At 61.8% G+C, this 23,375-nt stretch carries 26 protein-coding genes and 1 pseudogene; 22 read left to right on the forward strand and 5 right to left on the reverse strand.

Going from position 1 to position 23,375, the window contains the following annotated elements; genetic code table 11:
* Positions 1-40 precede the first annotated feature (40 nt).
* Positions 41-307: a hypothetical protein gene (locus tag AB4048_RS12585; protein ID WP_442202299.1), complete on the reverse strand. Its 267-nt coding sequence runs from the start codon at positions 305-307 to the stop codon at positions 41-43.
* Positions 308-391: 84 nt separating this feature from the next.
* Here AB4048_RS12585 and AB4048_RS12590 point away from each other — a divergent pair, with 84 nt between their 5' ends.
* Genes AB4048_RS12590 through AB4048_RS12605 form a run of 4 tightly spaced genes read left to right on the forward strand, consistent with a single transcriptional unit; the run spans position 392 to position 1,503 of the window.
* The gene (locus tag AB4048_RS12590; RefSeq protein WP_442202300.1) at positions 392-574 is read left to right on the forward strand and encodes a hypothetical protein; all 183 of its coding nucleotides are present in this window, start codon (positions 392-394) and stop codon (positions 572-574) included.
* A 14-nt stretch (positions 575-588) separates the two neighbouring features.
* Entirely contained in the window at positions 589-810 is a 222-nt protein-coding gene (locus AB4048_RS12595) for a hypothetical protein (RefSeq protein WP_442202301.1), read from the forward strand.
* Position 811: 1 nt separating this feature from the next.
* Positions 812-1,024 (forward strand): hypothetical protein, encoded by a 213-nt coding sequence (locus AB4048_RS12600; RefSeq protein ID WP_442202302.1) that lies wholly within the window; start codon positions 812-814, stop codon positions 1,022-1,024.
* Positions 1,021-1,503: a hypothetical protein gene (locus AB4048_RS12605; RefSeq protein ID WP_442202303.1), complete on the forward strand. Its 483-nt coding sequence runs from the start codon at positions 1,021-1,023 to the stop codon at positions 1,501-1,503. The genes AB4048_RS12600 and AB4048_RS12605 overlap by 4 nt, the downstream gene beginning before the upstream one ends.
* Positions 1,504-1,744: 241 nt before the next feature.
* Here AB4048_RS12605 and AB4048_RS12610 read toward each other — a convergent pair whose 3' ends face one another.
* The gene (locus tag AB4048_RS12610; protein ID WP_442202304.1) at positions 1,745-2,212 is read right to left on the reverse strand and encodes a hypothetical protein; all 468 of its coding nucleotides are present in this window, start codon (positions 2,210-2,212) and stop codon (positions 1,745-1,747) included.
* A gap of 302 nt (positions 2,213-2,514) precedes the next feature.
* Here AB4048_RS12610 and AB4048_RS12615 point away from each other — a divergent pair, with 302 nt between their 5' ends.
* Together AB4048_RS12615 and AB4048_RS12620 are read left to right on the forward strand one after the other, a co-directional pair.
* On the forward strand, positions 2,515-3,051 hold the full coding sequence (locus tag AB4048_RS12615) for a hypothetical protein (RefSeq protein ID WP_442202305.1): 537 nt from the start codon (positions 2,515-2,517) through the stop codon (positions 3,049-3,051).
* Positions 3,052-3,104: 53 nt separating this feature from the next.
* On the forward strand, positions 3,105-3,572 hold the full coding sequence (locus AB4048_RS12620) for a hypothetical protein (RefSeq protein ID WP_442202306.1): 468 nt from the start codon (positions 3,105-3,107) through the stop codon (positions 3,570-3,572).
* A 195-nt stretch (positions 3,573-3,767) separates the two neighbouring features.
* On the opposite strand, the pseudogene AB4048_RS12625 reads toward AB4048_RS12620, so the two are convergent.
* Positions 3,768-4,040: pseudogene (locus AB4048_RS12625) on the reverse strand (AraC family ligand binding domain-containing protein); the annotation flags it as partial.
* 183 nt (positions 4,041-4,223) lie between these two features.
* Between AB4048_RS12625 and alr the strand changes: the two are divergent.
* Genes alr through AB4048_RS12640 form a run of 3 tightly spaced genes read left to right on the forward strand, consistent with a single transcriptional unit; the run spans position 4,224 to position 5,984 of the window.
* The gene (gene alr, locus AB4048_RS12630) at positions 4,224-5,381 is read left to right on the forward strand and encodes an alanine racemase (RefSeq protein WP_442202307.1); all 1,158 of its coding nucleotides are present in this window, start codon (positions 4,224-4,226) and stop codon (positions 5,379-5,381) included.
* A gap of 44 nt (positions 5,382-5,425) precedes the next feature.
* Complete coding sequence (locus tag AB4048_RS12635; protein ID WP_442202308.1) at positions 5,426-5,677, forward strand: type II toxin-antitoxin system ParD family antitoxin; 252 nt, start codon at positions 5,426-5,428, stop codon at positions 5,675-5,677.
* The gene (locus AB4048_RS12640; RefSeq protein ID WP_442202309.1) at positions 5,589-5,984 is read left to right on the forward strand and encodes a type II toxin-antitoxin system RelE/ParE family toxin; all 396 of its coding nucleotides are present in this window, start codon (positions 5,589-5,591) and stop codon (positions 5,982-5,984) included. Before AB4048_RS12635 ends, AB4048_RS12640 begins: the two co-directional genes overlap by 89 nt.
* Positions 5,985-6,007: 23 nt before the next feature.
* Here AB4048_RS12640 and AB4048_RS12645 read toward each other — a convergent pair whose 3' ends face one another.
* A complete protein-coding gene (locus AB4048_RS12645) occupies positions 6,008-6,643 on the reverse strand; it encodes a LysE family translocator (RefSeq protein ID WP_442202310.1) in 636 nt (211 codons plus the stop codon).
* Between the two features lie 158 nt (positions 6,644-6,801).
* Between AB4048_RS12645 and radA the strand changes: the two genes are divergently transcribed.
* From radA to rarD, 11 genes are all read left to right on the forward strand, one after another.
* Positions 6,802-8,205: a DNA repair protein RadA gene (gene radA / locus AB4048_RS12650; RefSeq protein ID WP_442202311.1), complete on the forward strand. Its 1,404-nt coding sequence runs from the start codon at positions 6,802-6,804 to the stop codon at positions 8,203-8,205.
* Between the two features lie 88 nt (positions 8,206-8,293).
* Complete coding sequence (locus AB4048_RS12655) at positions 8,294-8,911, forward strand: CvpA family protein (protein ID WP_442202312.1); 618 nt, start codon at positions 8,294-8,296, stop codon at positions 8,909-8,911.
* 164 nt (positions 8,912-9,075) lie between these two features.
* Positions 9,076-10,566: an amidophosphoribosyltransferase gene (gene purF, locus AB4048_RS12660; protein ID WP_442202313.1), complete on the forward strand. Its 1,491-nt coding sequence runs from the start codon at positions 9,076-9,078 to the stop codon at positions 10,564-10,566.
* Between the two features lie 187 nt (positions 10,567-10,753).
* Positions 10,754-11,494, forward strand: coding sequence for an SDR family NAD(P)-dependent oxidoreductase (locus AB4048_RS12665; protein ID WP_442202314.1), 741 nt, complete (start codon positions 10,754-10,756; stop codon positions 11,492-11,494).
* Positions 11,495-11,697: 203 nt separating this feature from the next.
* The gene (cysS, locus tag AB4048_RS12670; RefSeq protein ID WP_442202315.1) at positions 11,698-13,083 is read left to right on the forward strand and encodes a cysteine--tRNA ligase; all 1,386 of its coding nucleotides are present in this window, start codon (positions 11,698-11,700) and stop codon (positions 13,081-13,083) included.
* Positions 13,080-13,460 carry an endonuclease domain-containing protein gene (locus AB4048_RS12675; RefSeq protein WP_442202316.1) on the forward strand — a complete coding sequence of 127 codons (381 nt, stop codon included), beginning with the start codon at positions 13,080-13,082 and terminating at the stop codon, positions 13,458-13,460. Before cysS ends, AB4048_RS12675 begins: the two co-directional genes overlap by 4 nt.
* The gene (locus AB4048_RS12680) at positions 13,457-13,936 is read left to right on the forward strand and encodes a GFA family protein (protein ID WP_442202317.1); all 480 of its coding nucleotides are present in this window, start codon (positions 13,457-13,459) and stop codon (positions 13,934-13,936) included. The genes AB4048_RS12675 and AB4048_RS12680 overlap by 4 nt, the downstream gene beginning before the upstream one ends.
* Positions 13,933-14,409 (forward strand): GFA family protein, encoded by a 477-nt coding sequence (locus tag AB4048_RS12685; protein WP_442202318.1) that lies wholly within the window; start codon positions 13,933-13,935, stop codon positions 14,407-14,409. Before AB4048_RS12680 ends, AB4048_RS12685 begins: the two co-directional genes overlap by 4 nt.
* Positions 14,406-15,365, forward strand: coding sequence for a prolyl aminopeptidase (pip, locus tag AB4048_RS12690; RefSeq protein ID WP_442202319.1), 960 nt, complete (start codon positions 14,406-14,408; stop codon positions 15,363-15,365). Before AB4048_RS12685 ends, pip begins: the two co-directional genes overlap by 4 nt.
* A gap of 114 nt (positions 15,366-15,479) precedes the next feature.
* Positions 15,480-17,093 (forward strand): citramalate synthase, encoded by a 1,614-nt coding sequence (gene cimA / locus AB4048_RS12695; protein ID WP_442202320.1) that lies wholly within the window; start codon positions 15,480-15,482, stop codon positions 17,091-17,093.
* A gap of 369 nt (positions 17,094-17,462) precedes the next feature.
* Complete coding sequence (gene rarD / locus AB4048_RS12700) at positions 17,463-18,374, forward strand: EamA family transporter RarD (protein ID WP_442202321.1); 912 nt, start codon at positions 17,463-17,465, stop codon at positions 18,372-18,374.
* Between the two features lie 100 nt (positions 18,375-18,474).
* Here rarD and AB4048_RS12705 read toward each other — a convergent pair whose 3' ends face one another.
* The gene (locus AB4048_RS12705) at positions 18,475-19,098 is read right to left on the reverse strand and encodes a TIGR00730 family Rossman fold protein (protein ID WP_442202322.1); all 624 of its coding nucleotides are present in this window, start codon (positions 19,096-19,098) and stop codon (positions 18,475-18,477) included.
* A gap of 157 nt (positions 19,099-19,255) precedes the next feature.
* Here AB4048_RS12705 and AB4048_RS12710 point away from each other — a divergent pair, with 157 nt between their 5' ends.
* Complete coding sequence (locus tag AB4048_RS12710) at positions 19,256-21,250, forward strand: LysM peptidoglycan-binding domain-containing protein (RefSeq protein WP_442202341.1); 1,995 nt, start codon at positions 19,256-19,258, stop codon at positions 21,248-21,250.
* A 193-nt stretch (positions 21,251-21,443) separates the two neighbouring features.
* On the forward strand, positions 21,444-23,330 hold the full coding sequence (locus AB4048_RS12715; RefSeq protein WP_442202323.1) for an ABCB family ABC transporter ATP-binding protein/permease: 1,887 nt from the start codon (positions 21,444-21,446) through the stop codon (positions 23,328-23,330).
* Positions 23,331-23,375 lie beyond the last annotated feature (45 nt).

The following is a 23,375-nucleotide window of genomic DNA, read 5'->3' on the forward strand; positions in this document are numbered from 1 at the left end:
AGCGCGTGGGCCACGTCGCGTCACCCGTAACTAGGAAACTCTATGCAGCGTCGCTTGCTTCTGGCTGCCAATGGTTTGCTGTCAGACGCCATTGTGGTGCAAAGGCGGTGAGCCAGTTGCTTTTGGAAAACACCCCCGATTTTGGTTCTGTTGCTCCAAGGCACGGCCCGATTTGTGCTTTGCGGCCAATTTTTTGCTTCCAGACGCCAAACTCAAGCGCACCTGTTGAGGGGTTGCAACGCACCATCCACATCAGGGTGGCCGAATTTGCTGCGGCAAGGACATCGCTGCCTGCGGACGATGTCATCAGCCTCCACCAGAAACAGCACCCCGGCTGCGACAATTCGATCTGGCAGGCCTAGTGGACCCAACTCAAGGAAGTGAACCACACATGACCCACCAGCAATGGCACGACACCGTCGCCATCTTCGCCGTCTTCGGCCTGCCCATGGTCGCAGCCGTCCTCGTCGCGGTCGCCTTCGGCATGTTCGACGGCAGCCGCATCGCCATCTGGGGCCTCGGCCTCGTCGCCGTCGGCATCTACTGCGCCGTCGGCTACCTGCTCAACTCCTGAAAGGCCCCAAACCAATGAAAAAACTGATCGGCATATTGGCTGTCGCTGCTCTGCTGTCCGCCTGCAAACCGGCTGACCACCTGATCGCTTGCAGCGACTACGAAGATGCGAGCGGCTCTTGGCAACTGCTCACCCTCAAAAAGGACAACGCTGGCTACATCATGGGTTGCGTATGGCAAAACAAGGATACCCGCGAAGTCCGCAGCCGCATGTGCACCGCCGATGCAGGGTGCTGAGATGCGCCTCAACAGCCCCCTCCGGTTGCCCAGACTGGGGCTTTTTTGTTGGTGGAAGGGCGGCGGCGGCGGCGACACTTTCTCCGATACCATGAGCATCATCGAGAGACGCCAGAAGAGCTATCCCCGCTGCGAGTACCAGATCGATCTAATCCAGCTGCATGGCTGGGTGGCGAAGAACGGCAACCCTTTCAACACGGAGACAACGAAATGACAACTACTATCAGGCTCGCCGCGGTCGCCATGGCATTGGCGCTCGCTGGCTCGGCGAATGCTTTTGATACGGACGGATTTCGCTCCGGCATGAGTGTCGCCGACTTTAAAGCCGTTGCCCTGCAAGGTGGAGCTTACAAACTTACTCCAGTTCCATGGGATAGCAGCAAGGATGGCGGCAATTACATAACCGATACTGGCTTCGTCCTTTCGTATTGCAAGGATCGTTTGTTCGCCATGAACAAGAAAATTACAGGTGGCGTTGATGGTTTCGCTTCTGAAGTAAAAGACATGATCTCGCAGTATGGGCCTCCGCAAGTGTCAGCGTCATCGAATTACGAAAAGCAGGGTCTGTTTTCGGACGTGGATCTTTCGTGGTCCGTTGATACCGGAGAGACAAAGCGCATCAGCCTGAAAAGCTATTCGGGACAGATGGACGTTCTTGTTTCCTATAATGCTTGGCCCGCAATCTGTAAGTGAGGAGATAACAAACCAGCGCCATCAACACGATGGCAGCTTGCATTTTGCCCCATTTGGCGGACGACATTGTCCAACTTACCAGCATAAGACAGCGCGACATCATGCGGTGCGTAGCAGAGCGGATGAGAGCTGCGCCGGTTTGTTTGAACATTTTCGGTGTGCCCGCATGTGGCTTCAGACTACGAGAAGGTCTTCCCCGTCGGTTTCCTTGGGGATAGTTGAGAAGGTATCTGTTTCTTTACTAGCGCCTCCTCCCTTCATTTGGTCCTGGAAACAGCGGTGTGATAATTCGATCTTCATCACGCCATCTTGCTTCTACAGTGGGATCGCTGGTGAAATCCGGAGGTCTCGTTTGGTCATCTTTCAATGATCGTGACATCCACGCAATCGGGCGATGATCAAAGAAGCAACCATGTCGCTGCTCTTCGAGGCGCAGGCCGCCAGCCCTCAGTGCGCCATAAACGGCCATTGTGGGGCCATCATCCGTCATGCGGCGTATTTCTTCGGGCAAATGAGGGTAAAGAGCCCGAAGGATCGCGTCTATCCGCTCTCCTGAAATGATCTCTCCCTCCATGCGAACCTTGATCTCGGTGATATCCGCAAGCAATTGGCCTAAGACCTTTGCCAGCGGAACGTCTACCAAAGCCTTTGCCAGCACGCCCGCCAGGTCAGCTTCGGATGCAGTTCGGGTTTCGTCGTCGCCAGACATTCTCGGCTCGCTTTTTTGTTGTTCCAGGTCTCAAAGGGCTGGTGCAACCGGGGAGATTGTCGATGCCCCGGCTGTTGCACCACACTGTCCAGTATCTGTACGCTTGCGGCAAACTGCAAGGCGCATAAGGCCAGCAACTGGAAAAGCGGTGAGACATGGCAGCGACAAGCAAGCAATTGGCATCTAGGCGCAAGTTACGTGCGTTGCTCATGGGAAGTGGTAACCACAAGTAGGGCTGTGAAGTCCTGTACTTGCCGAAGGGTATCGGTCAGACTTTGTGTGAGAGTGCGAGGAGTGGTGAGATGACTAAGATCAATGGCGCGACCTTTTGCGCTGCCCTCGTCCTAGCCAGCGTCGCCTCATCGACTGCCTTTGCCCAATCCGCTGAGGAGACCGCAGCATTCCTCTATTCAGGCGTTGTAGCAAATGATGAGAACCCGAACGAGGAGCGGATTTCTGAACAACCGCTCACTTTCCGCGAATGGCTCGACAAGGCGAAAGGCCAAATTATCAAGGACACCACGTTTGAGCAGATCGATGGATGCCGTTTTCGTCTCACGTCCAAGTACTATACCGAGACGTCAAATGTGCTGGACGTGTCGGTTGATGTCCTAGACTTCAGCAAAACGTTCTATCCACCGACAGTTGTCGAAAGCGGTCCGTACAGAGGCGTTTATCAGCCCCGCTGGTATCCCGGAGCTTGGTGTTCGATCCAAGAAGATGGCTCAACCAAGTGCAACACCGAGACGGACAGACCGGGCATAGACCGTGAACTGTCTCGCATTCAGGCCGCAGTGAAGTACATGAACGACAAATTCTGCAAGACGCGGGCATTCTAGATGACGAGGACGAGGTTGCCTCGGCACGGCATCGACAAGGGGGGCTTATCGTTATGACCGGGATCTGCGTGCGCTTCATCATGGCACTGGCAACACTTGCCTGCATGCCGGCTTCTGCGATCGCCTTCGAGCAGGACGGATTTCGCTCCGGCATGAGCGTTGAGGAATTCAAGGCTGTCGCCCGACGTATGGGGCCCAACCTGCGCCCGGACCCGGACGGCGACAACATCTACCTGACCGATCTCGAGATGAACGCATCGTTCTGCGAGGGACGCTTGTTCGGAGTGAGCAAGTCGGTTTCGGGTGGCGTCGATGCCTTTGCCTCCACATCGAAGGACATGATCTCGCAGTATGGGCCTCCGCAGGTGAAGGTGTCATCGAGCTACGGAAAGGGCGGTCTCTTTTCGAGCGTGGAGTTTGTTTGGTCTGTTAACGGCGAAGAAAGGCACGCAAGCCTGTACAGCTCCTCCGGCAATGTCTCGGTGCATGTCGGCATCGTTGTATGGTCACTCTGCAAGTGACCGGCGGTTGCCTGCGTTCTGTGCCGGCCTGACATCCGCGCTAGCGAGCGTTTGCGGTCCGACGGCCAATGATGCCGCCCAGACCCCGTTTCGCGCTCCAGCCCCGGCAGGCGGCCTTGTGGGCAGTCTTGTGGTTCGCTCGCCTGCCCCAGATACCAAATCCAGCCAAATCAGCGCCTTGCCGGTAATTTAAATGGGATAGACCATCCGATAGCGATAGCCGGCGCCGCCGGGCATGCCGTCATGCACGACGCCGGGATCGATCAGATACAGGTTGCCCGGGCCGGTCTCCTCGCGCGTCCCGAACAGCGTGGCGATCTGGCTGCCGCTTTCGATTGCGCCTATGCTGAAGGTATCGTGCGCGTGCGGCGCATATTCGTGGGTCAGGAAACTGGCGCTCAGGCATTCCATGTCGCGGAAGCGACGGTCCCGCCAAAAGCGGGCCGTATCCACGCCGGCAAGCGGCATCGCCTCCGCCGCCTGTTTCTGCGATACGTTCTGCATGTCGCGACCCTAGCGCAGGCGCGGCGAACAGTCTTGAACAAAAGTGATCGTAGAGAGGCAATGAGCGCCCGCGCTCTTCCTCTTTGCGGCATCGGTCCTTAGACTGACGGCGGACATTCCTTTGGCCACCGTTCCTTAAGGCGAACCATGACAGAGCTCCCCTTCGACGACGACGACAATTTCGCCTCGGCAGGTCTACGGCTGACGGTCGATCTCACCGCGCTCGTCGAAAACTGGCGCGACATGGCGCTGCGTTCCGGCCGTGCCCGCACGGCCGCCGTTGTCAAGGCGGACGCCTATGGGTTGGGGATCGAGGATGTCGGCGAAGCGCTCTATCTCTCCGGTGCCTGCGACTTCTTCGTGGCGACCGTGGATGAAGGCGTGATATTGCGGCTCTATGCGCCGGAGGCGCGCATCTTCGTGCTTTCCGGCATCTGGCCCGGCATGGAGCGGCGGATCTTCGAGAACGATCTGGTGCCGGTGATCGTCTCCGAAGAGCAGCTGAGCTTCTGGATGGCGGTGCTTGCCGACTACGGCGAATATCCCTGCGCACTGCAGGTCGACACCGGCTTCAACCGGCTCGGCCTGCCGATGGAGGACGCGATTGCCCTTGCCGATGATGTCTCGCGCCCGGCGAGCTTCGCGCCTGTTCTCGTCATGAGCCATCTTGCCTGCGGCGACGATCCCGCCAATCCGATGAACCGGCAACAACTCGAATCCTTCCGGCAGGTTACCGCTGCTTTCGAAGGTATCGAATCAAGCCTTGCCGCATCCGCCGGTATCTTCCTCGGACCGGAGTACCATTTCGACCTCACCCGTCCCGGGATCGCGCTTTATGGCGCGGAGGCCGTCAACGGCATGGCAAACCCGATGCGGCCGGTCGCGACCGCCGAGGCGCGCGTCATCCAGACCCGCAACGTCAAGGCCGGCGAGACCGTGGGCTACGGCCGCGCGCTGCGTCTTGACCGCGACAGCCGGCTTGCCGTCGTGTCCGCCGGCTACGCCGACGGCTATATGCGCAGCCAGTCGAGCGGCGGCGTACCGCTGCGCCAAGCGGTGCCGCAGGGTGGCATGGGCTTCATTGCCGGCCACCGCGTTCCGGTCGCCGGCCGCATCACCATGGATCTTACAATCTTCGACGTGACGGACGTGCCGGAAAAGCTGGTCAAGGCCGGCGACTATATCGAACTCTTCGGCAGCAACATCCTGGTCGATGACGCCGCACGAGCCGCCGGCACCATCGGCTACGAGATGCTGACGAGCATGGGGCTGCGCCACCAGCGGCACTATGTTGCGGAGGAATAGAAAACGTCGCTCTGCGATGTTATATCGGAGAGAAGGAGACAGCGATGGCGACGATACATCTCAGCGACGCGGACAAGGCCTTCATAGACGAGCAGGTCGAAGCAGGGACCTTTCGCGACGCGGACGACGTGGTTCGTGCCAGCTTGACCCTATTGCGAAGCCGACAGGCAAGGGTCACTGAACTGCGCGCGCTCATCAAAGAAGGCGATGACGACATCGCCGCGAGGCGGGTCTATTCGTACGATAGTGCGGAGGCTCTGCTGGCCGACATTCGCAAGCTGGAGCCGAACCATTAAAGAGCGGCAACTTCAATGGTCCCGCGCGGCGCGGGCCGATCTCCGCGCCATCTATCGCCACATTGCGGCGGAAAATCCGGCCGCCGCCGACCAATTCATCACCGATCTCGACCGTAAGGCCCGATCTGTGGCCGAGCTTGGCCTGACCGGTGTCGACAGGAGCGTGCTCGCGCCCGGTCTACGGGCATTCGCCTATAAAGATCGATGCTTCTACTTCCGAGTGACGGAGAGGTCGCTGCTGGTCGTCCGCGTCGTGCATGGCCGTCAGGACATTGCTCCGGACGATTTCGCAGACGCTGGTCTCTGATGCATTCGACGAATGCTTCGTCCTTATTGCGAACTCGTCGCCAGACGCAATCCCAGCGCCACGAAGATCGTACCCAGGCCGCGGTCGAGCCAGAGGCCGAGACGCCGGTTGTTGCGGAGCGATGAGGCAAGCCGGCCGCCGACGAGGATAAGCGGCGGTTCGATGAAGGCTGCGACCACGATGATCAGGCTGCCGTGCAGAAGCAGCTGCGCCCATGCCGGCCCCGCGCCGTGGACCACGAACTGCGGCAGGAAGGCGAGGAAGAAAATGGCGACCTTCGGATTGAGCAGCGAGACCATGACGCCCTGCCGATAGAGCCTCGCCCAAGGCAAGGGTGCACCGGCCTCCTTGATCCAGGCGCTCTCGCCCTTCGACCGCAGGGCCTGGATGCCGAGCCAGATCAGATAGGCGGCGCCCACCCATTTCACCAAGGAAAAGGCGAGTGCAGAAGTCGCCAGGATCGCCGAAAGGCCGGCGGCGGCCATGCCGACGTGAATGCACGCGCCGCTCCATATGCCGAACAATGCCGCAAAGCCCGAGCGCGTTCCGCTGCTGATCGTGTGGCCGAGAATGAAGGCGATATCCGGCCCGGGAGACAGGTTGAGCAGCACCGCGGCGGACAGAAACGTCAGCCAGTGCGCAAGCGTATAGTCGAACATTCCGCCCACCATCGATTGAAAAACTTCAAGCGAAACATGGTGACACAGGCGGCGTTGATGCGAAAATCATTAGTTTTGATGGACGCGGAAAGCCATTATCTAGCATTCACCGATGATTCGCCCGTCCGGCGAAGCCTTTGACTTCGAAAGCAGACTTGATGGCGAAAGCCCGCACCCAATTCATCTGCCAGAACTGCGGCACGGTTCACAACCGCTGGGCTGGCAAATGCGACGGCTGCGGCGAATGGAACACGATCGTCGAAGAAGACCCGATGGGCGGCATCGGCGGCGGCCCGACCAAGGTGCCTAAAAAAGGCCGGCCCGCGGCGCTGACCTCGCTATCGGGCGAGATCGAGGAAGCACCGCGCATCCACACCGGCATCTCGGAGCTCGACCGGGCAACCGGCGGCGGCTTCGTGCGCGGCTCGGCGGTGTTGGTCGGCGGCGATCCGGGCATCGGCAAATCGACGCTTTTGATGCAGGCCGCCGCGGCCCTATCGCGGCGCGGCCACAAGATCGTCTACGTCTCCGGCGAGGAGGCGGTGGCCCAGGTGCGGCTGCGGGCGCAGCGGCTGAATGTCGCCGACACCGACGTGATGCTTGCCGCCGAGACGAATGTCGAGGATATCCTGGCCACGCTTGCCGAAGGCAAACGTCCGGATCTCGTGATCATCGATTCCATCCAGACGCTGTGGAGCGAGCTTGCCGAGTCCGCGCCGGGAACGGTTACGCAGGTGCGCACCGGCGTGCAGGCGATGATCCGATTCGCCAAGCAGACCGGTGCGGCCATGGTGCTTGTCGGCCACGTTACCAAGGACGGCCAGATCGCCGGGCCGCGCGTGGTCGAGCACATGGTCGATGCGGTTCTCTATTTCGAGGGCGACCGGGGCCATCACTACCGCATCCTGCGCACGGTCAAGAACCGCTTTGGCCCCACCGACGAAATCGGCGTATTCGAAATGTCCGACATGGGCCTTAGGGAAGTCGCCAACCCTTCCGAACTCTTTCTCGGCGAACGCAACGCCAAGGCGCCGGGGGCCGCGGTCTTTGCCGGCATGGAAGGCACGCGCCCGATCCTGGTCGAGGTTCAGGCGCTCGTCGCCCCCACCTCCCTCGGCACGCCGCGCCGCGCCGTCGTCGGCTGGGATTCGGCGCGGCTATCGATGATTCTCGCTGTGCTCGAAGCCCATTGCGGCGTGCGGCTCGGCAGCCATGATGTTTATCTCAACATCGCGGGCGGCTATCGTATCAGCGAACCGGCGGCCGACCTTGCGGTCGCATCAGCGCTGGTTTCATCGCTGGCCGGTCTTGCCCTGCCTGCCGATTGCGTCTATTTCGGCGAAGTCAGCCTGTCGGGTGCAATCCGGCCGGTTGCGCACACCCCCCAGCGCCTCAAGGAAGCCGAGAAGCTGGGATTTTCTGCAGCGCTTCTTCCCGTCGCCACCGCCGATCTGCCGAAAGGCTCGGGCGGACGGTGGACCGAGATCGAAAGCCTGCCGGATCTGGTTGCGCGCATCGCCGGATCGAAGGGAGCGCTTCGACAAGCGCAGGATGAAGACTGATTTGCCTCGTCGCAACCGCGATGCCGGCATGATATGCGTTGTGGCGGATGGCAGCCGCGGTTGCGGCAAGTCTTGGAGTAAAATGTAAATGCCCATTACGATTTTCGACGGCATTGTTATCGGCGTCGTTCTCTTTTCGGCCGTACTGGCCATGGTCCGTGGCTTTTCCCGCGAAATTCTCTCGATCGTCAGCTGGGGTGGCTCGGCTGCGGCCGCCTATTACCTCTATCCGACGCTCCTGCCCTATGCGAAGCGCTACACTGATAGCGATAGCATCGCCATCGTCGGCTCCGCCGCCGTGGTCTTTCTCATCGCGCTGATCCTCATCTCCTTCATCACGATGAAGGTCGCCGATTTCATCATCGACAGCCGCATCGGCGCGCTCGACCGCACCCTCGGCTTCCTTTTCGGCGCCGCGCGCGGCGTGCTTCTCCTGGTCGTGGCCGTCGCCTTCTGGAATTGGCTGGTCGATCAGCCGCATCGCCCGGATTGGGTCAACAACGCCAAGTCCAAACCGTTTCTCGACTCCATGGTCGTGAAGCTGGAATCCGCCCTGCCCGAGCAGATCGCGCAGGTTGTCCGCTCCAAGGTCGAGAAGATCGTTCCGGGGCAGCCATCGCAGGACGAGGAAGGCGAAGGCGCGACGAGCGAGGCACCGCCTTCAGACGACGCACCAGCGGCGCCAGCGCCGCAGACGAGCAATTGATCCGATTCAACGCTTGACCGGCGGCGCAACAATCGCCATTTGAGCGGGACGAAACGACAGACATCCGGCCGGCATTCTTTCCGGCCGGATTTTCCGTTATTTTTGATGCGAGAGCCGCGATGCTGCGCGGACCGATCCCAAAGTGAGAGAAAAGGCCCGCTGCCATGATCCTCCCCCATTCCGCTTCATTCCAGGATGAACTCGACGGCGATACGCTACATGAGGAATGCGGGGTGTTCGGCATCCTGGGGCACCCGGATGCGGCGGCGCTGACCGCGCTCGGGCTGCATGCGCTCCAGCATCGCGGTCAGGAAGCGGCCGGCATCGTCACCTTCGACGGCAAGCAGTTTCACACCGAAAAGCGCATGGGCCTCGTCGGCGACCACTATACGGACCCCGCGACCCTGGCGAAGCTCCCCGGTTATATCTCGATCGGCCACACACGCTATTCGACGACCGGCGAGGTGGCGCTTCGCAACGTTCAGCCGCTCTTTGCCGAACTCGAAGTCGGCGGCATCGCGATCGCCCATAACGGCAACTTCACCAACGGCCTGACGCTGCGCCGGCAGTTGATCGCCGACGGCGCGATCTGTCAGTCGACTTCGGACACCGAGGTCGTGCTGCATCTCATCGCCCGCTCCAAGCAGGCCTCATCCTCCGACCGCTTCATCGACGCCATCCGCCAGATGGAAGGCGGCTACTCGATGCTCGCCATGACCCGCACCAAGCTGATCGCCGCACGCGACCCGATCGGCATCCGTCCGCTGGTCATGGGCGAACTCGACGGCAAGCCGATCTTCTGTTCGGAGACCTGCGCGCTCGAAATCATCGGCGCAAAATATGTGCGCGACGTTGAAAACGGCGAAGTCGTCATCTGCGAGATCCAGCCGGACGGCTCGGTCACCATCGACGCCCGCAAGCCCGACGTCACCAGGCCTGAGCGTCTCTGCCTTTTCGAATACGTCTATTTCGCGCGTCCCGATTCCGTGGTCGGCGGCCGCAGCGTCTATGTGGCGCGCAAGAACATGGGCATGAACCTTGCCGCCGAAGCGCCTGTTGAAGCCGACGTCGTGGTTCCCGTGCCTGACGGCGGCACGCCGGCAGCGCTCGGCTATGCCCAGGCAAGCGGCATTCCCTTCGAATACGGCATCATCCGTAACCACTATGTCGGCCGCACCTTCATCGAGCCGACGCAGCAGATCCGCGCCTTCGGCGTGAAGCTCAAGCATTCCGCCAACCGGGCGATGATTGCCGGCAAGCGCGTGGTGCTGGTCGACGACTCCATCGTGCGCGGTACGACCTCCGTCAAGATCGTGCAGATGATCCGCGAAGCCGGCGCGACCGAGGTGCATATCCGTGTCGCGAGCCCGATGATCTTTCACCCGGACTTTTACGGTATCGACACGCCGGACCGCGACAACCTGCTCGCCAACCAGTATGCCGACGTCGATGCGATGGCTCGCCACATCGGCGCGGATTCGCTGAGCTTCCTGTCGATCGACGGGCTTTATCGTGCCGTCGGCGGACAGTCGCGCGATCCGAAATCGCCCCAGTTTACCGATCACTACTTCACCGGCGACTATCCGACCCGGCTCCTCGACCAGGAGAGCGCCGGCAATGTGCGCAAGCTTGCCGTCATGGCGAGCAACGGCTGATATCCGGGCCAACAAAGCGACCGCATGCGTGGCCGCTTGATGCTTACCCGGTTCGAGGGGTTAGTTGTTCTAGAGGCATCGACGCAGCGCTCAGGGAATTATGCCATGGGCGGTTGAGAGCCCGGCCGTTCCCTGTTATGGGCCGTGCCATCGCCCTTCCCTTTCACCGCGATCACGGAATACTGGCATGAGCGTCAACCTGAAGGACAAGATAGCACTGGTCACCGGCGCCTCGCGCGGCATCGGCTATTTCACGGCCCTCGAACTTGCCAAGGCCGGCGCGCATGTCATTGCCTGCGCCCGTACGGTCGGCGGGCTCGAGGATCTCGACGATGCGATCAAGGCCGCCGGAGGCTCGGCGACGCTGGTGCCCTTCGACCTTGCCGACATGGCCGCGATCGACCGCCTCGGCGCCTCGATATTCGAGCGCTGGGGCAAGCTTGACATCCTCGTCGCCAACGCCGGCATGCTCGGTACGATCTCGCCGATCGGCCACGTCGAGGCGAAGGTTTTCGAGAAGGTGATGAACGTCAACGTCACGGCGACGTGGCGTCTTATCCGCTCGGTCGAACCGTTGCTGATGCGCTCCGAGGCCGGCCGCGCCATCGTGCTTTCCTCCGGCGTCGCCCACAGCTGTCGCCCGTTCTGGGGACCCTATGCCGCGTCGAAGGCTGCTGTCGAAGTGCTGGTTCGTATCTGGGCCGGCGAGACGCAGCGTACGACGCTCCGCGTCAACAGCGTCAATCCAGGCCCGACTCGCACCGCGATGCGGGCGCTGGCCGTCCCGGGCGAAGACCCGGTAACGCTTCCGCACCCCTCCGAGGTCGCCGCCAAGCTCATACCTCTCGTCTCCGACGAGGTTGCCGAGACCGGCAAGCTTTATCTTGTGCGTGAAGGCAAGTTCGTCGACTACCGCGAACCGGAGTGATTTCGGGCGGGAGCCTGGCTTGCTCCCCCTTGACCAATCTTCGCAACCGCGCCATAAAACGCGCCATGAAAACGGTCGTCTGCATTAATTGCCGGAAGATTATTCGCTAGCATTCCCGCTGGCCTGGCCGTTTTCGTCTCCTGAAAAGTCTTGAGCAGACAAACGACCCGGCCCGGGCCGCACATTCGTTTGGGAGACTTTGAATGGGCACTACGCTCAAGCTTTACAACACGCTGACGCGCGAAAAGGTCGACTTTACGCCGATCGATCCGAAGAACGTCCGCATGTATGTCTGCGGCCCGACCGTCTACGATTTTGCCCATATCGGCAACGCGCGGCCGATCATCGTCTTTGACGTGCTCTTCCGGCTGCTCAATCATGTCTATGGCGCAAAGAGCGTCATCTACGCGCGAAATATCACCGACGTTGACGACAAGATCAACGCACGCGCCTTGCGCGACTATCCCGGCCTGCCGCTCAACGACGCCATCCGCGCTGTCACCGAAAAGACCGAGACGCAATTTCTGGACGATGCCGAGGCCCTCGGCTGCCTCAAGCCGACCGTCCAGCCGCGCGCGACCGACAACATTCCTGAGATGATCGACCTCATCGAAAGGCTGATCGCCAACGGCCATGCCTATCAGGCGGCGGGCGAAGTGCTGTTCGACACGAAATCCATGGCCGACTACGGTCAGCTTTCGAAGCGCAACCTCGATGAACAGCAGGCCGGCGCGCGTGTCGCCGTCGACGCTCACAAGAAAAGCCCGGGCGATTTCGTGCTGTGGAAGTTGTCGACAGGGAGCGAGCCCGGCTGGGAAAGCCCCTGGGGCCGTGGACGCCCCGGCTGGCACATCGAATGCTCGGCTATGAGCGGCCGTTATCTCGGCGAGGTCTTCGATATTCACGGCGGCGGCCTCGACCTGATCTTCCCGCATCATGAGAACGAAATCGCCCAGTCGCGCTGCGCACACGGCACGGACGTGATGGCGAATGTCTGGATGCACAACGGCTTCTTGCAGGTCGAAAGCCGCAAGATGTCGAAATCCGAGGGCAACTTCGTCACCATCTACGAACTCTTGCACACCGAGAAATTCGGCGGCCGCAAATGGCCGGGCGACGTGCTGAGGCTTGCGATGCTGATGACGCACTACCGTGAGCCGATCGATTTTTCCGTGAAGCGGCTCGAGGAAGCCGAGCGGCTTCTCGCGAAATGGCCGGCCGGCGAGGCAGCCGAGGCTGAGCCCGATGCCGCGGTCATCGAGGCGCTGGCGGACGATCTTAACACGGTCGCCGCAATCCAGGCGCTGCATGCGCTGGCGCAGACCGCCAACGCCGATCCCGCCGCCCTTCCCGTCTTTGCGGCGAGCGCGGCACTCCTGGGCGTCCTGCCGAAGACGGTTGAAATCGACGAAGCGGTTGCCTCGGCGGTCGACGCGCTGGTGGCCATGCGGCTCGAAATGCTGAAAGCGAAAAATTTCCCAGAAGCCGACAAGATCCGCGAGGATCTCGCCGCCAAGGGGGTCCAGCTCAAGGACGGCAAGGATCCGGCAACGGGTGAGCGTGTCACGACGTGGGAGTTGAAGCGGTGAACTCAGCCACCCCGCACTCGCCGGTTTCGCCGAAGGTTCGCGCCAACGCCCGGCGCATGCGGAAAGCATTGACCGACGCGGAACTGAAACTCTGGAACGAGCTGCGGGCGCACCGCCTCATGGGCCTCGGCTTCCGCCGCCAGATGCCGATTGCCGGCTACATCGTTGATTTCGCCTGCCCTTCCGAACAGTTGATCGTCGAACTGGATGGCACGCAGCATGGCGATGGCCGCGCACTCATCTACGACGCGACCCGGACTTTGCGCCTGCAACATGACGGCTGGACCGTGCTGCGGTTCTGGAACGACGACGTTCTCCACGACCTCGACAATGTTTGCCTGCACATCCTTCGAACCGTAGGAAGGCATAGCTCATGACCCACACCTACACCGGCGGCTGTCAGTGCGGCGCGGTCCGCTTTCGGGTACGCGGGCGATTGCCGAATTCCTCGATCTGCCATTGCCGCATGTGCCAGAAGGCGTTTGGCGCCTACTACGCGCCGCTGGTTTCGACGCGGGGCGCCGAACTCACCTGGACCCGCGGCAAACTGAAAAAGTTCAGATCCTCCAATTTCGCCGAACGCGGCTTCTGCGGCGATTGCGGCACGCCGCTGACCTATGAGGCGCCGGACGGCGTTGCAATCGCGGCGGGTACCTTCGACGATCCCTCCGCACTTCCGCCCACCGAGCAGTTCGGCATCGAGGCGAAGATCAATTTCGTCGATGGCCTGCACACCCTTCCAGGCCATCGGACCGAGGAAGATGCCGACGCGGCATCCTTCGTCCATGACATCGTTTCCTATCAACACCCCGACCACGACACCCAAACATGGCCACCGGAGGAATATCGATGACTGAAGCCACGCGGACAGGCGGCTGCCAATGCGGCGCCGTACGCTTTCGCACCCGCGGCGAATTGGGCCGTGCCTCCATCTGCCATTGCCGCATGTGCCAGAAGGCGTTCGGGGGCTTCTTCGGGCCGCTGGTCACCGTGCCGACCGAACGGCTGGAGTGGATGCGCGGCGAGCCGAGCTATTTCCAGTCGTCCATCAATATCGAACGAGGCTTCTGTCGCAATTGCGGCACGCCGCTCACCTACCGCCATCCAAATGGGATCGAACTTGCGATCGGCGCGTTCGACGACCGCTCCGACCTGATGCCGCGGATCCAGGTGAACAACGGATCGCGCATCAGCTGGGTCGAGCAGATATTCGACCAGCCGAAGCGCGCCGAGGTGGACGATATCGCCCGCCAGGAACAGATCATCTCGTTCCAGCATCCCGACCATGACACCGAAAACTGGCCTTCCGAAGGTTTGAAGATATGACAGACACCCTGCGCACCCTCTATCCCGCGATCGAACCCTATGCCTCGGGCCATCTCGACGTCGGCGACGGCCATGTCATCTATTGGGAGCGCTCCGGCACGCCGGGCGCCAAGCCAGCGGTCTTTCTGCACGGCGGACCGGGCGGCGGCTTTTCGGCGGCGCATCGGCGCGTCTTCGATCCAGCGCTCTACGACGTCACCCTGTTCGACCAGCGTGGCTGCGGCAAGTCCACGCCGCATGCCGACCTCAACGCCAACACGACCTGGCATCTCGTGGCCGATATCGAGCGGCTGCGCGAGATGGCGGGGGTCGAAAAATGGCAGGTTTTCGGCGGCTCCTGGGGTTCGACGCTGGCGCTTGCCTATGCGCAAAAGCATCCCGAGCGCGTGTCCGAACTGATCCTGCGCGGCATCTATACGCTGACCAAGGCGGAACTCGACTGGTACTATCAGTTCGGAGTCTCGGAAATGTTCCCCGACAAGTGGGAGCGCTTTCTCGCGCCCATCCCACAGAACGAACGTCACGAGATGATGCACGCCTATCACCGCCGGCTGACGCACGCCGACAAGGCGGTGCGGATGGAAGCGGCGCGCGCCTGGAGCCTATGGGAAGGCGAGACGATCACGCTTCTGCCGGAGCCTGCGACCAGCGGCAAGTTCGGCGACGACGCGTTCGCTCACGCGTTCGCGCGCATCGAGAACCACTTCTTCGTCAACGCCGGCTGGCTCGACGAGGGACAGCTGATCCGCGATGCCTATAAGCTGAAGGACATTCCGGGCGTCATCATCCACGGCCGTTACGACATGCCCTGCCCCGCTACGAATGCCTGGGCGCTGCACAAGGCTTGGCCGAAGGCGGATTTTCATCTGATCGAGGGCGCCGGACACGCCTTTTCGGAGCCCGGCATTCTCGACCAACTGATCCGGGCGACGGACAGGTTTGCCGGGAAGGTCTAAGCGCTGCATAGCCCTTATCCCTGTCAAACGGGGAGAAGGTGGCGGCACCGGATGAGGGGCAGCGCCCCTCAATGAAGATAAGACAACCACACCCGCTTGCCGGGAGGAAACGACATGAAAGAACGCATCTATCTCTTCGACACGACGCTTCGCGACGGGCAGCAGACGCCCGGGATCGACTTCTCGGTCGAGGACAAGATTGCGATTGCGGGGATGCTGGACGATTTCGGCCTCGACTATGTCGAGGGCGGCTATCCGGGCGCGAACCCGACCGACACCGCCTTCTTCAACAGCAAGCGCACGCAGAATGCATCCTTCGTCGCCTTCGGCATGACCAAGCGCCCGGGGGTGTCGGCCTCCAACGATCCGGGCCTTGCCAGCCTGTTGCAGGCAAAGAGCGATGCGATCTGTTTCGTCGCCAAGAGCTGGGACTATCATGTCGAAGTAGCACTCGGCTGTTCGAACGAGGAAAACCTCGCTTGCATCGCCGAAAGCGTCAAGGCAGCCGTTGCCGCCGGCAAGGAGGCGCTGGTCGATTGCGAGCATTTTTTCGACGGCTACAAGGCCAATCCCGCCTACGCGATTGCCTGCGCGAAGACGGCGCATGAGGCTGGCGCGCGCTGGGTGGTCCTCTGTGACACCAATGGCGGCACGCAGCCGCCGGAAATCCGCGCCATCATCGAAGCGGTGATCGCGTCCGGCGTGCCGGGCGACGCGCTGGGCATCCACGCCCACAACGACACCGGTCAGGCCGTCGCCAACTCGCTCGCCGCGGTCGAGGCCGGCGTCCGGCAGATCCAGGGCACGCTGAATGGGATCGGCGAACGCTGCGGCAACGCCAATCTGATCACGCTGATTCCCACCCTTGCGCTGAAGCCGGCCTATTCCGAGCTCTACGAAACGGCGATCGATGCCGAGAAGCTTTTCGGCCTCACCGACCTGTCGCACGCCTTCGACGAGCTTCTCAACCGCTCCCCCGACCCCCAGTCGCCCTATGTCGGCGCGTCCGCATTCGCGACCAAGGCCGGCATTCACGCCTCCGCGCTGTTGAAAGACCCGCGCACCTACGAACACGTGCCACCGGAGAGCGTCGGCAATTTCCGCAAGGTCATGGTCTCCGATCAGGGCGGCAAGGCCAATTTCATCAACGCCCTGAAGCGCCGCGGTATCGAGGTCGCCAAGGACGACCCCCGGCTCGACCGGCTGATCGGTATCGTCAAGGAGCGCGAATCCTCGGGCTACGCATACGAGGCCGCCGACGCCAGCTTCGAGCTGCTCGCCCGGCGGACGCTCGGCACGATCCCCGAATTCTTCTCGATCGAAGGCTTCCGCGTCATGGTCGAGCGTCGCTTCGACAGCCATGGCCGCGTCAAGACGGTCTCGGAAGCCGTGGTGAAATTGAACATCGACGGCCATACCGTCATGTCCGTTGCCGAAGGCGACGGGCCGGTCAACGCGCTCGATCTGGCGCTGCGCAAGGATTTCGGCAAATACCAGGAAGAGATCGCCGACCTGGTGCTCGCCGACTTCAAGGTGCGCATCCTGAACGGCGGCACGGAGGCGATCACACGCGTCCTCATCGAATCCACCGATGGCGACGGCGTGCGCTGGTGGACTGTGGGCGTATCGGAAAACATCATCGACGCCTCTTTCCAGGCGCTGATGGATTCCGTCGTCTACAAACTGATGAAGAACCGCCACATGGCCGGACGCATCGCCGCCGAGTGAATAGTTGCGCGAAAATCAAAATGTTTCAGCGCCATAACGCGTCGCGAATGACGCGCGACGCGAGAGCAGATCTGCTTTTCTTTGAATCGCAGATCCGCTCTATCTTTTTGTTTTCACGCAATTCCGGACGGAAAACCGTTTCACACTTTTCCTGGAACTGCTCTGGCATGTTCAATCTATGTTCACGTCGGTTCAATGAAATGAATTGGCCTATTCACGCCGCTTAAGTTATCGCGACCGGTAGTCTTAGCAATTCCACGATGGCCTGACGCCGTCTTTCGGTCGGAATTGCGCGAAAACAAACACATAAAGAGTTTCCGCGCTTCGACGAGAAGCCGAAGCGCTCCGGAACAAACAAGGAAAGCTCCGATGTCTGTCGATGCAACGGTTCCGGTAGCCAAGAACGAAGACACGCCGAGCGGTTTTGCCTTTGCACTCGTCGCCTATCTGCTCTGGGGGTTCCTGCCCTTCTACATGAAGGCGGTTGCGCATATTTCGCCGGCGGAGGTCATCGCACACCGGATCGTCTGGTCGCTGCCGCTTGCCGGCTTGGTGCTCCTGCTGCGCGGGCGGATGGGCGACATCGCCACCGCGCTGCGCACGCCGCGGATGATGGCGATGGGCGGACTGACGGCGGCGCTGATCACCGTCAATTGGGGCACCTACGTCTGGGCGATCGGCAGCGGGCACTCGCTCGATGCGGCGATGGGGTATTTCATCAATCCGCTGTTCAGCATCTTCCTCGGCGCCGTCCTCTTGAAGGAGAAGCTCGCGCCCTTGCAGATCGCCGCCATCGCGCTTGCGGGTGTTGCCGTGATCGTTCTCGCCGTCAACGGCGGCGGCGTGCCGTGGGTGGCGCTGACGCTTGCCATATCCTGGGGCTTCTATGCCTTCTTTCGCAAGACTCTGCCGCTCGGACCGAACCAGGGATTCTTCCTCGAAGTCCTGATCCTCGGAATCCCCGCCCTGCTTTACATAATTTATCTGCAAGCCAGCGGCGGCGGCCACTTCTTAAAAGCCGGACCTTCAGACACCGCGCTTCTGATCGGCTGCGGCTTCGTCACCGCCGTGCCGCTGATGATCTATGCCAACGGCGCCAAGCTCCTGAAGCTCTCGACCATCGGCATCATGCAGTACATCGCGCCGACCATGATCTTCATCATCGCTATCTTCATTTTCGGGGAGCAGATGACGACGGCACGGATGATCGCCTTTCCGCTGATATGGGCGGGGCTCGTCCTCTACACCTGGTCGATGCTGCAGCAAAGCCGCGCGCGCTGACACGCGACGGCGCGATGCGCGTTTTCCAAAGATCTGAGCGGCTCGTGTGTTTCTGCGCAATTCCGTACGGAAAACCGCGTCAACTTTTCCTGGAATTGCGTTAGAGCTTGGAGATCACGGCATCTTCGCCGCTGCGGCTTCCCCGGCTTTCAGCCGCATGCTTGCGGATGGCGGGAACGATGTCGCTCACCGCGTCGATAACCAGGGGCTGCACGCGGTGCGCCGTATGCACGAACCCGGCTTCCGTCATGTGACGGATGAGCTCCATCATCGGATTCCAGAAGCCGTTGATGTTGGCGAAGACCATCGGCTTTTCGTGCTGGCCCAGCTGCGCCCAGGTCATGATCTCGACGATCTCCTCGAGCGTACCGATGCCACCAGGCAAAGCGACGAAGGCGTCGGAGCGCTCGAACATGCGATGTTTGCGCGTATGCATGTCCGGCGTTATGATGAGTTCGTCCAGCTGGCCGAGAGAATGGCGCGTCGCTTCCATGTCGACGAGGAACTCCGGGATGATGCCCGTGACCTGACCGCCATGCGATAGAACGCCGCTTGCCACGGCGCCCATGATGCCCTTCGTTCCGCCGCCATAGACGAGCCGCAAGCCGCTCTCGGCAATCGCTTTGCCCAGTTCGCGGGCCGCGGCGATATAGGATGGGTCGCGTCCGGGGCGGGAGCCGCAGTAGACGCAGATGGATTGAATGGGCGCAGAATCGTCGGTCATCTGTGCAAACAACTATGCTGCAGGTGCTCAGTCAAGGAATTTAGAGGGAAAAACTGTGTTTGAGCTCCCTGAAAACACCGGCGAATGCTTGTAAACACGACGAGAATCGTTAGCACTTTTAAAGATAACGACGAACGCGTCGCCTTGGAGTCGAATGATGATGAAAAACCGCGCCAGCTTGCTGGCACTGTTTGTGCTGGTAGTCGCAACCATCCTGATGATCTTTTTCGTGTTGCCGCGAATTGGCAAGGACGAAAAGCCGATCGGTGATGCCGCCAACCAGGCCAGCTCCGAGGTCAAGAACGCAAACGCCGACAATGCCGCAAAGCCAACCGACGCAACGCAGCAGGCAAGCGACACCACCCAGAAGCTTGGCAGCCTGACCACGGCGGCAGCCGCATCGATCAGCGAACTTAAGGCACTGTTTGCTGACGGCAAGGGGCCGGCGGCAGATGTTTTTGCCGCCGCCAAGGCCAAGGTCGTGGATGCGTTGCAGGCAATCGTCGACTTCGCTCCGCCGGCAGGCGCCGATCCGGCGGCCGCCATGCTCGCCGACAAGGCCCGGGATGGCGCCGGCAAGGCGCTGGTCGTCATTCGCTCGCTGCCTGAAAATATTCCAGATGCGCTCGCCGCGACCGAGCAGGCGGCCGCACTGCTCTCCGGCAAGGCGCCGGCGGTACAGCAGGCGGACGCCGGTCCGGTACGCCCGGCCTTCGACGTGCTCCGTGTCGAGCCGGACGGATCTACCGTCATTGCCGGCTCCGCCGAGCCCGGCTCCAAGCTGCAGATCATGGATGGAGACACCGTCGTCACCACCGTGGAAGTCGGACCGACCGGCGATTTCGCCGCCGTCCTCGACAATCCGCTCGCCGCCGGTGACCACGAACTGGTCCTCAAGTCGATCGGCAAGGACGGCAACGCGGTTGCTTCAGAAGAAGTCGCGACCGTGTCCGTACCCAAGAACGACAAGAGCCAGCTGCTCGCCATGGTGTCCAAGCCGGGGAAGGCAAGCCGCATCATCACGGCGCCTACAGCCAAGCAATCGCGTGTTGCAAACGGCGAGCCGTCGCCTCAGGCAACCGATGCCGGCGCGGCGGAAGCACCTGCGGACGGCGCGACCGTTGCAGCAGCGGAGCCCGCGAAGATGCTGCCGGCTGCCACGCCTTCTGCCCCTGAAGCGACGGGCGGCCAGGCGGCTGTCGTCGTGAACGCCGTCGAAATCGAGAACGATCATATCTTTGTCGCGGGCACTGCGCGGCCGAACGCGAAGGTTCGCGCCTATGCCGATGAAAAGCTGATCGGCGAAATCACCGCCGGCGGCGACGGCCATTTCGTCGTCGACGGCGTCATGCCGCTTGCAGTCGGCGATCACAAGATCCGCGTCGACATCGTCGATACCGCCGGAAATGTCACCGTGCGCACGAGCGTTGACTTCAACCGGCCGGAAGGCAACCAGGTGACGGTTGCCGCCCAGCCGGGCGCGACGCCCGGCGCGGCCTCGCCGGCAGCGCTGGTGCCTCTCGAGGAAGGCGAACTCGGCAAGCTCAAGGCCGATACCGGCAAGGCCTTCGGCCTGCTGAAGGGCCTCTTTGCCGAGGGCAAGGTTCCGGGGCCAGAGGAACTGGCGGCCGCCCGCTCCGCGACGGAAATCGCGCTCAAGGCTCTTGGCGAGTTCCGCCCCGCGATCGACGCCACCACCGATCTGAAGACCGCTTCCGCGAACGCCTCGACAGCCGCCGCCAAGGCGCTGGCCGTCCTGCAGGCGCTGCCGAAGGATGCGAAATCGGTGGGCGACGCGCTTATCAATCTCGACCAGATGATCGCAGCGGTCACCAAGCCAGTCGCCAAGGCTCCGGATGCGCAGACGTCCGTCGAGGCGGCCTCGAACGGCGGAGAGCCGAAGACCTTCCAGCAGGCGCCGCTTGCCGAAAGCCCGGGGGCGGTCATCATCCGTCACGGCGACACGCTCTGGCAAATTTCGCGCCGCATCTACGGACAGGGCGTCCGCTACACGACGATCTATCTGGCCAACCAGGAAAAGATCAGCAATCCCGATCGCATCCTGCCTGGCCAGGTGTTCGGCCTGCCGAAAGACGCGCTGCCGAACGCCGAGGAACTTCACCGCAAGCGGCCGTGGAAGAAATCGCTGTAGGCGTGACACCCGCATCGAAAGTGCATGAACGGCCGGGCCTTAATGCCCGGCCGCTTCTTTTCCGGTGCGCGGAAATAGGATAAGCGTGCCGCCAACTTAAGGCCCGTTGCACCAGCGCGAGCCTCTGAACGGTCAGGCCCGCGCGACATCGGCGTCAGTGCCCGACCGCCAATACATATCGCCGGAGACGCGAATGGCCGACCGCAAGAAAACCATATCGGCAGACAGCAGCAACCCGCTGTATACCCTGATCAATCTCTGGCCCTACATGTGGCCGGCGGGGCGACCGGATCTGAAGATGCGGGTGGTATGGGCCAGCGTCTACCTGCTGATCTCGAAGTTCGTGCTGCTGTTGGTCCCCTATTTCTTCAAGTGGTCGATCGACGCGCTGAACGGCAAGATCGACATGGCGGGCGTGCTGCCGACATTCATGCTCGGCGCGGTGGCCCTCGTCATCGCCTATAACGTCACGCGCCTGATCCAGCTCGCCCTCAACCAGCTGCGGGACGCGCTGTTTGCGAGCGTCGGACAACACGCCGTGCGCCAGCTCGCCTTCCGCACCTTCGTGCACATGCACCAGCTGTCGCTGCGTTTCCACCTCGAGCGCAAGACCGGCGGCCTTTCGCGCATCATCGAGCGCGGCACCAAGGGCATCGAGACGATCGTCCGCTTCACCATCCTCAACACCGTTCCGACCTTCGTCGAGTTCCTGTTGACGGCCGTCATCTTCTGGTGGGGCTATGGATTTTCCTACCTCACGGTCACGGCACTGACCGTCTGGCTCTACATCTGGTTCACGGTCAGGGCCAGCGATTGGCGCATCGCCATCCGCCGCAACATGAACGACAGCGACACCGACGCCAATACCAAGGCGATCGACTCGCTGCTCAACTTCGAGACCGTCAAGTATTTCGGCAACGAGGAGATGGAGGCACGGCGCTTCGATCAGTCGATGGCACGCTACGAGAAGGCTGCGACCGACGTCTGGACCTCGCTCGGCTGGCTGAACTTCGGCCAGGGCGTGATCTTCGGCCTCGGCACGACTGTGATGTTGGTACTCTCGGCGCTCGCCGTGATTTCAGGCAAGCAGAGCGTCGGCGATTTTGTCTTCATCAATTCGGTGCTGCTGCAGCTTTCCGTGCCGCTAAACTTCATCGGCTTCGTCTACCGCGAAATCCGCCAGGGGCTGACTGATATCGAAGAGATGTTCGACCTCCTCGAAGTCCAGCCGGAAGTGGTCGACGCGCCGGACGCGCGGCCGCTCACCATCCACCAGGGCGCGATCGCTTTTCGCGACGTACACTTTGCATACGACGCCGCGCGCCCGATCCTCAAGGGTATCTCCTTCGAGGTGCCCGCCGGCAAGACCGTGGCGGTGGTCGGTCCGTCCGGCGCCGGCAAGTCGACGCTGTCACGGCTGCTCTATCGCTTCTACGACGTGCAAAGCGGCGCCATTACCATCGACGGGCAGGACGTGCGTTCGATCACGCAGAAAAGCCTGCGATCGGCGATCGGCATGGTTCCCCAGGACACGGTGCTCTTCAACGACACCATCGCGTACAACGTCCGCTACGGCCGCCCGGGTGCAAGCGATGCCGAGGTGCTGGCCGCCGCCGACATCGCCCAGATCGGCGGCTTCATCCGGCAGCTGCCGGAAGGTTTCGAGACAAGGGTCGGCGAGCGCGGATTGAAGCTTTCCGGCGGCGAGAAACAGCGCGTGGCGATCGCCCGCACCGTTCTGAAAGCGCCGCCGGTGCTTATCCTCGACGAGGCGACCTCCGCGCTGGACACGACGACCGAGCGCGAGATCCAGGCAGCCCTCGACGTGGTCTCCAAGAACCGCACGACCTTGGTCATCGCCCACCGTCTGTCGACGGTAATCGGCGCCGACGAGATCATCGTGCTGAAGAGCGGCGAGATCGCCGAGCGCGGCACGCATGCGGGACTTCTCGCGCAAAACGGGCTCTATGCCTCCATGTGGAACCGCCAGCGCGAGGCGACGGAGGCTGCGGAACACTTGAAGCAGGTCCGCGAAAGCGACGACCTCGGCGTCATCGACCGCCTGGCGCCAGCGACCTGACACGGACAAGGTGCGATCGCCTGGGGCCAGCGCCCGCCCGGCATT

The sequence above is a fragment of the Rhizobium sp. RAF56 genome (genome assembly GCF_052113965.1).
GTDB lineage: Bacteria > Pseudomonadota > Alphaproteobacteria > Rhizobiales > Rhizobiaceae > Rhizobium.

What these genes read in the sequence shown, in the direction of transcription:
- AB4048_RS12685 (WP_442202318.1), top strand. Translation starts at nt 13,933, where the DNA reads ATGACTGAAGCCACGCGGACAGGCGGCTGCCAATGCGGCGCCGTACGC.
- AB4048_RS12705 (WP_442202322.1), bottom strand. Translation starts at nt 19,098, where the DNA reads ATGACCGACGATTCTGCGCCCATTCAATCCATCTGCGTCTACTGCGGC.
- cysS (WP_442202315.1), top strand. Translation starts at nt 11,698, where the DNA reads ATGGGCACTACGCTCAAGCTTTACAACACGCTGACGCGCGAAAAGGTC.
- AB4048_RS12600 (WP_442202302.1), top strand. Translation starts at nt 812, where the DNA reads ATGCGCCTCAACAGCCCCCTCCGGTTGCCCAGACTGGGGCTTTTTTGT.
- AB4048_RS12715 (WP_442202323.1), top strand. Translation starts at nt 21,444, where the DNA reads ATGGCCGACCGCAAGAAAACCATATCGGCAGACAGCAGCAACCCGCTG.
- AB4048_RS12615 (WP_442202305.1), top strand. Translation starts at nt 2,515, where the DNA reads ATGACTAAGATCAATGGCGCGACCTTTTGCGCTGCCCTCGTCCTAGCC.
- AB4048_RS12610 (WP_442202304.1), bottom strand. Translation starts at nt 2,212, where the DNA reads ATGTCTGGCGACGACGAAACCCGAACTGCATCCGAAGCTGACCTGGCG.
- AB4048_RS12710 (WP_442202341.1), top strand. Translation starts at nt 19,256, where the DNA reads ATGATGAAAAACCGCGCCAGCTTGCTGGCACTGTTTGTGCTGGTAGTC.
- AB4048_RS12655 (WP_442202312.1), top strand. Translation starts at nt 8,294, where the DNA reads ATGCCCATTACGATTTTCGACGGCATTGTTATCGGCGTCGTTCTCTTT.
- purF (WP_442202313.1), top strand. Translation starts at nt 9,076, where the DNA reads ATGATCCTCCCCCATTCCGCTTCATTCCAGGATGAACTCGACGGCGAT.
- AB4048_RS12665 (WP_442202314.1), top strand. Translation starts at nt 10,754, where the DNA reads ATGAGCGTCAACCTGAAGGACAAGATAGCACTGGTCACCGGCGCCTCG.
- radA (WP_442202311.1), top strand. Translation starts at nt 6,802, where the DNA reads ATGGCGAAAGCCCGCACCCAATTCATCTGCCAGAACTGCGGCACGGTT.
- AB4048_RS12585 (WP_442202299.1), bottom strand. Translation starts at nt 307, where the DNA reads ATGACATCGTCCGCAGGCAGCGATGTCCTTGCCGCAGCAAATTCGGCC.
- pip (WP_442202319.1), top strand. Translation starts at nt 14,406, where the DNA reads ATGACAGACACCCTGCGCACCCTCTATCCCGCGATCGAACCCTATGCC.
- AB4048_RS12620 (WP_442202306.1), top strand. Translation starts at nt 3,105, where the DNA reads ATGACCGGGATCTGCGTGCGCTTCATCATGGCACTGGCAACACTTGCC.
- AB4048_RS12635 (WP_442202308.1), top strand. Translation starts at nt 5,426, where the DNA reads ATGGCGACGATACATCTCAGCGACGCGGACAAGGCCTTCATAGACGAG.
- AB4048_RS12590 (WP_442202300.1), top strand. Translation starts at nt 392, where the DNA reads ATGACCCACCAGCAATGGCACGACACCGTCGCCATCTTCGCCGTCTTC.
- AB4048_RS12595 (WP_442202301.1), top strand. Translation starts at nt 589, where the DNA reads ATGAAAAAACTGATCGGCATATTGGCTGTCGCTGCTCTGCTGTCCGCC.
- alr (WP_442202307.1), top strand. Translation starts at nt 4,224, where the DNA reads ATGACAGAGCTCCCCTTCGACGACGACGACAATTTCGCCTCGGCAGGT.
- AB4048_RS12605 (WP_442202303.1), top strand. Translation starts at nt 1,021, where the DNA reads ATGACAACTACTATCAGGCTCGCCGCGGTCGCCATGGCATTGGCGCTC.
- AB4048_RS12680 (WP_442202317.1), top strand. Translation starts at nt 13,457, where the DNA reads ATGACCCACACCTACACCGGCGGCTGTCAGTGCGGCGCGGTCCGCTTT.
- cimA (WP_442202320.1), top strand. Translation starts at nt 15,480, where the DNA reads ATGAAAGAACGCATCTATCTCTTCGACACGACGCTTCGCGACGGGCAG.
- rarD (WP_442202321.1), top strand. Translation starts at nt 17,463, where the DNA reads ATGTCTGTCGATGCAACGGTTCCGGTAGCCAAGAACGAAGACACGCCG.
- AB4048_RS12640 (WP_442202309.1), top strand. Translation starts at nt 5,589, where the DNA reads ATGACGACATCGCCGCGAGGCGGGTCTATTCGTACGATAGTGCGGAGG.
- AB4048_RS12645 (WP_442202310.1), bottom strand. Translation starts at nt 6,643, where the DNA reads ATGTTCGACTATACGCTTGCGCACTGGCTGACGTTTCTGTCCGCCGCG.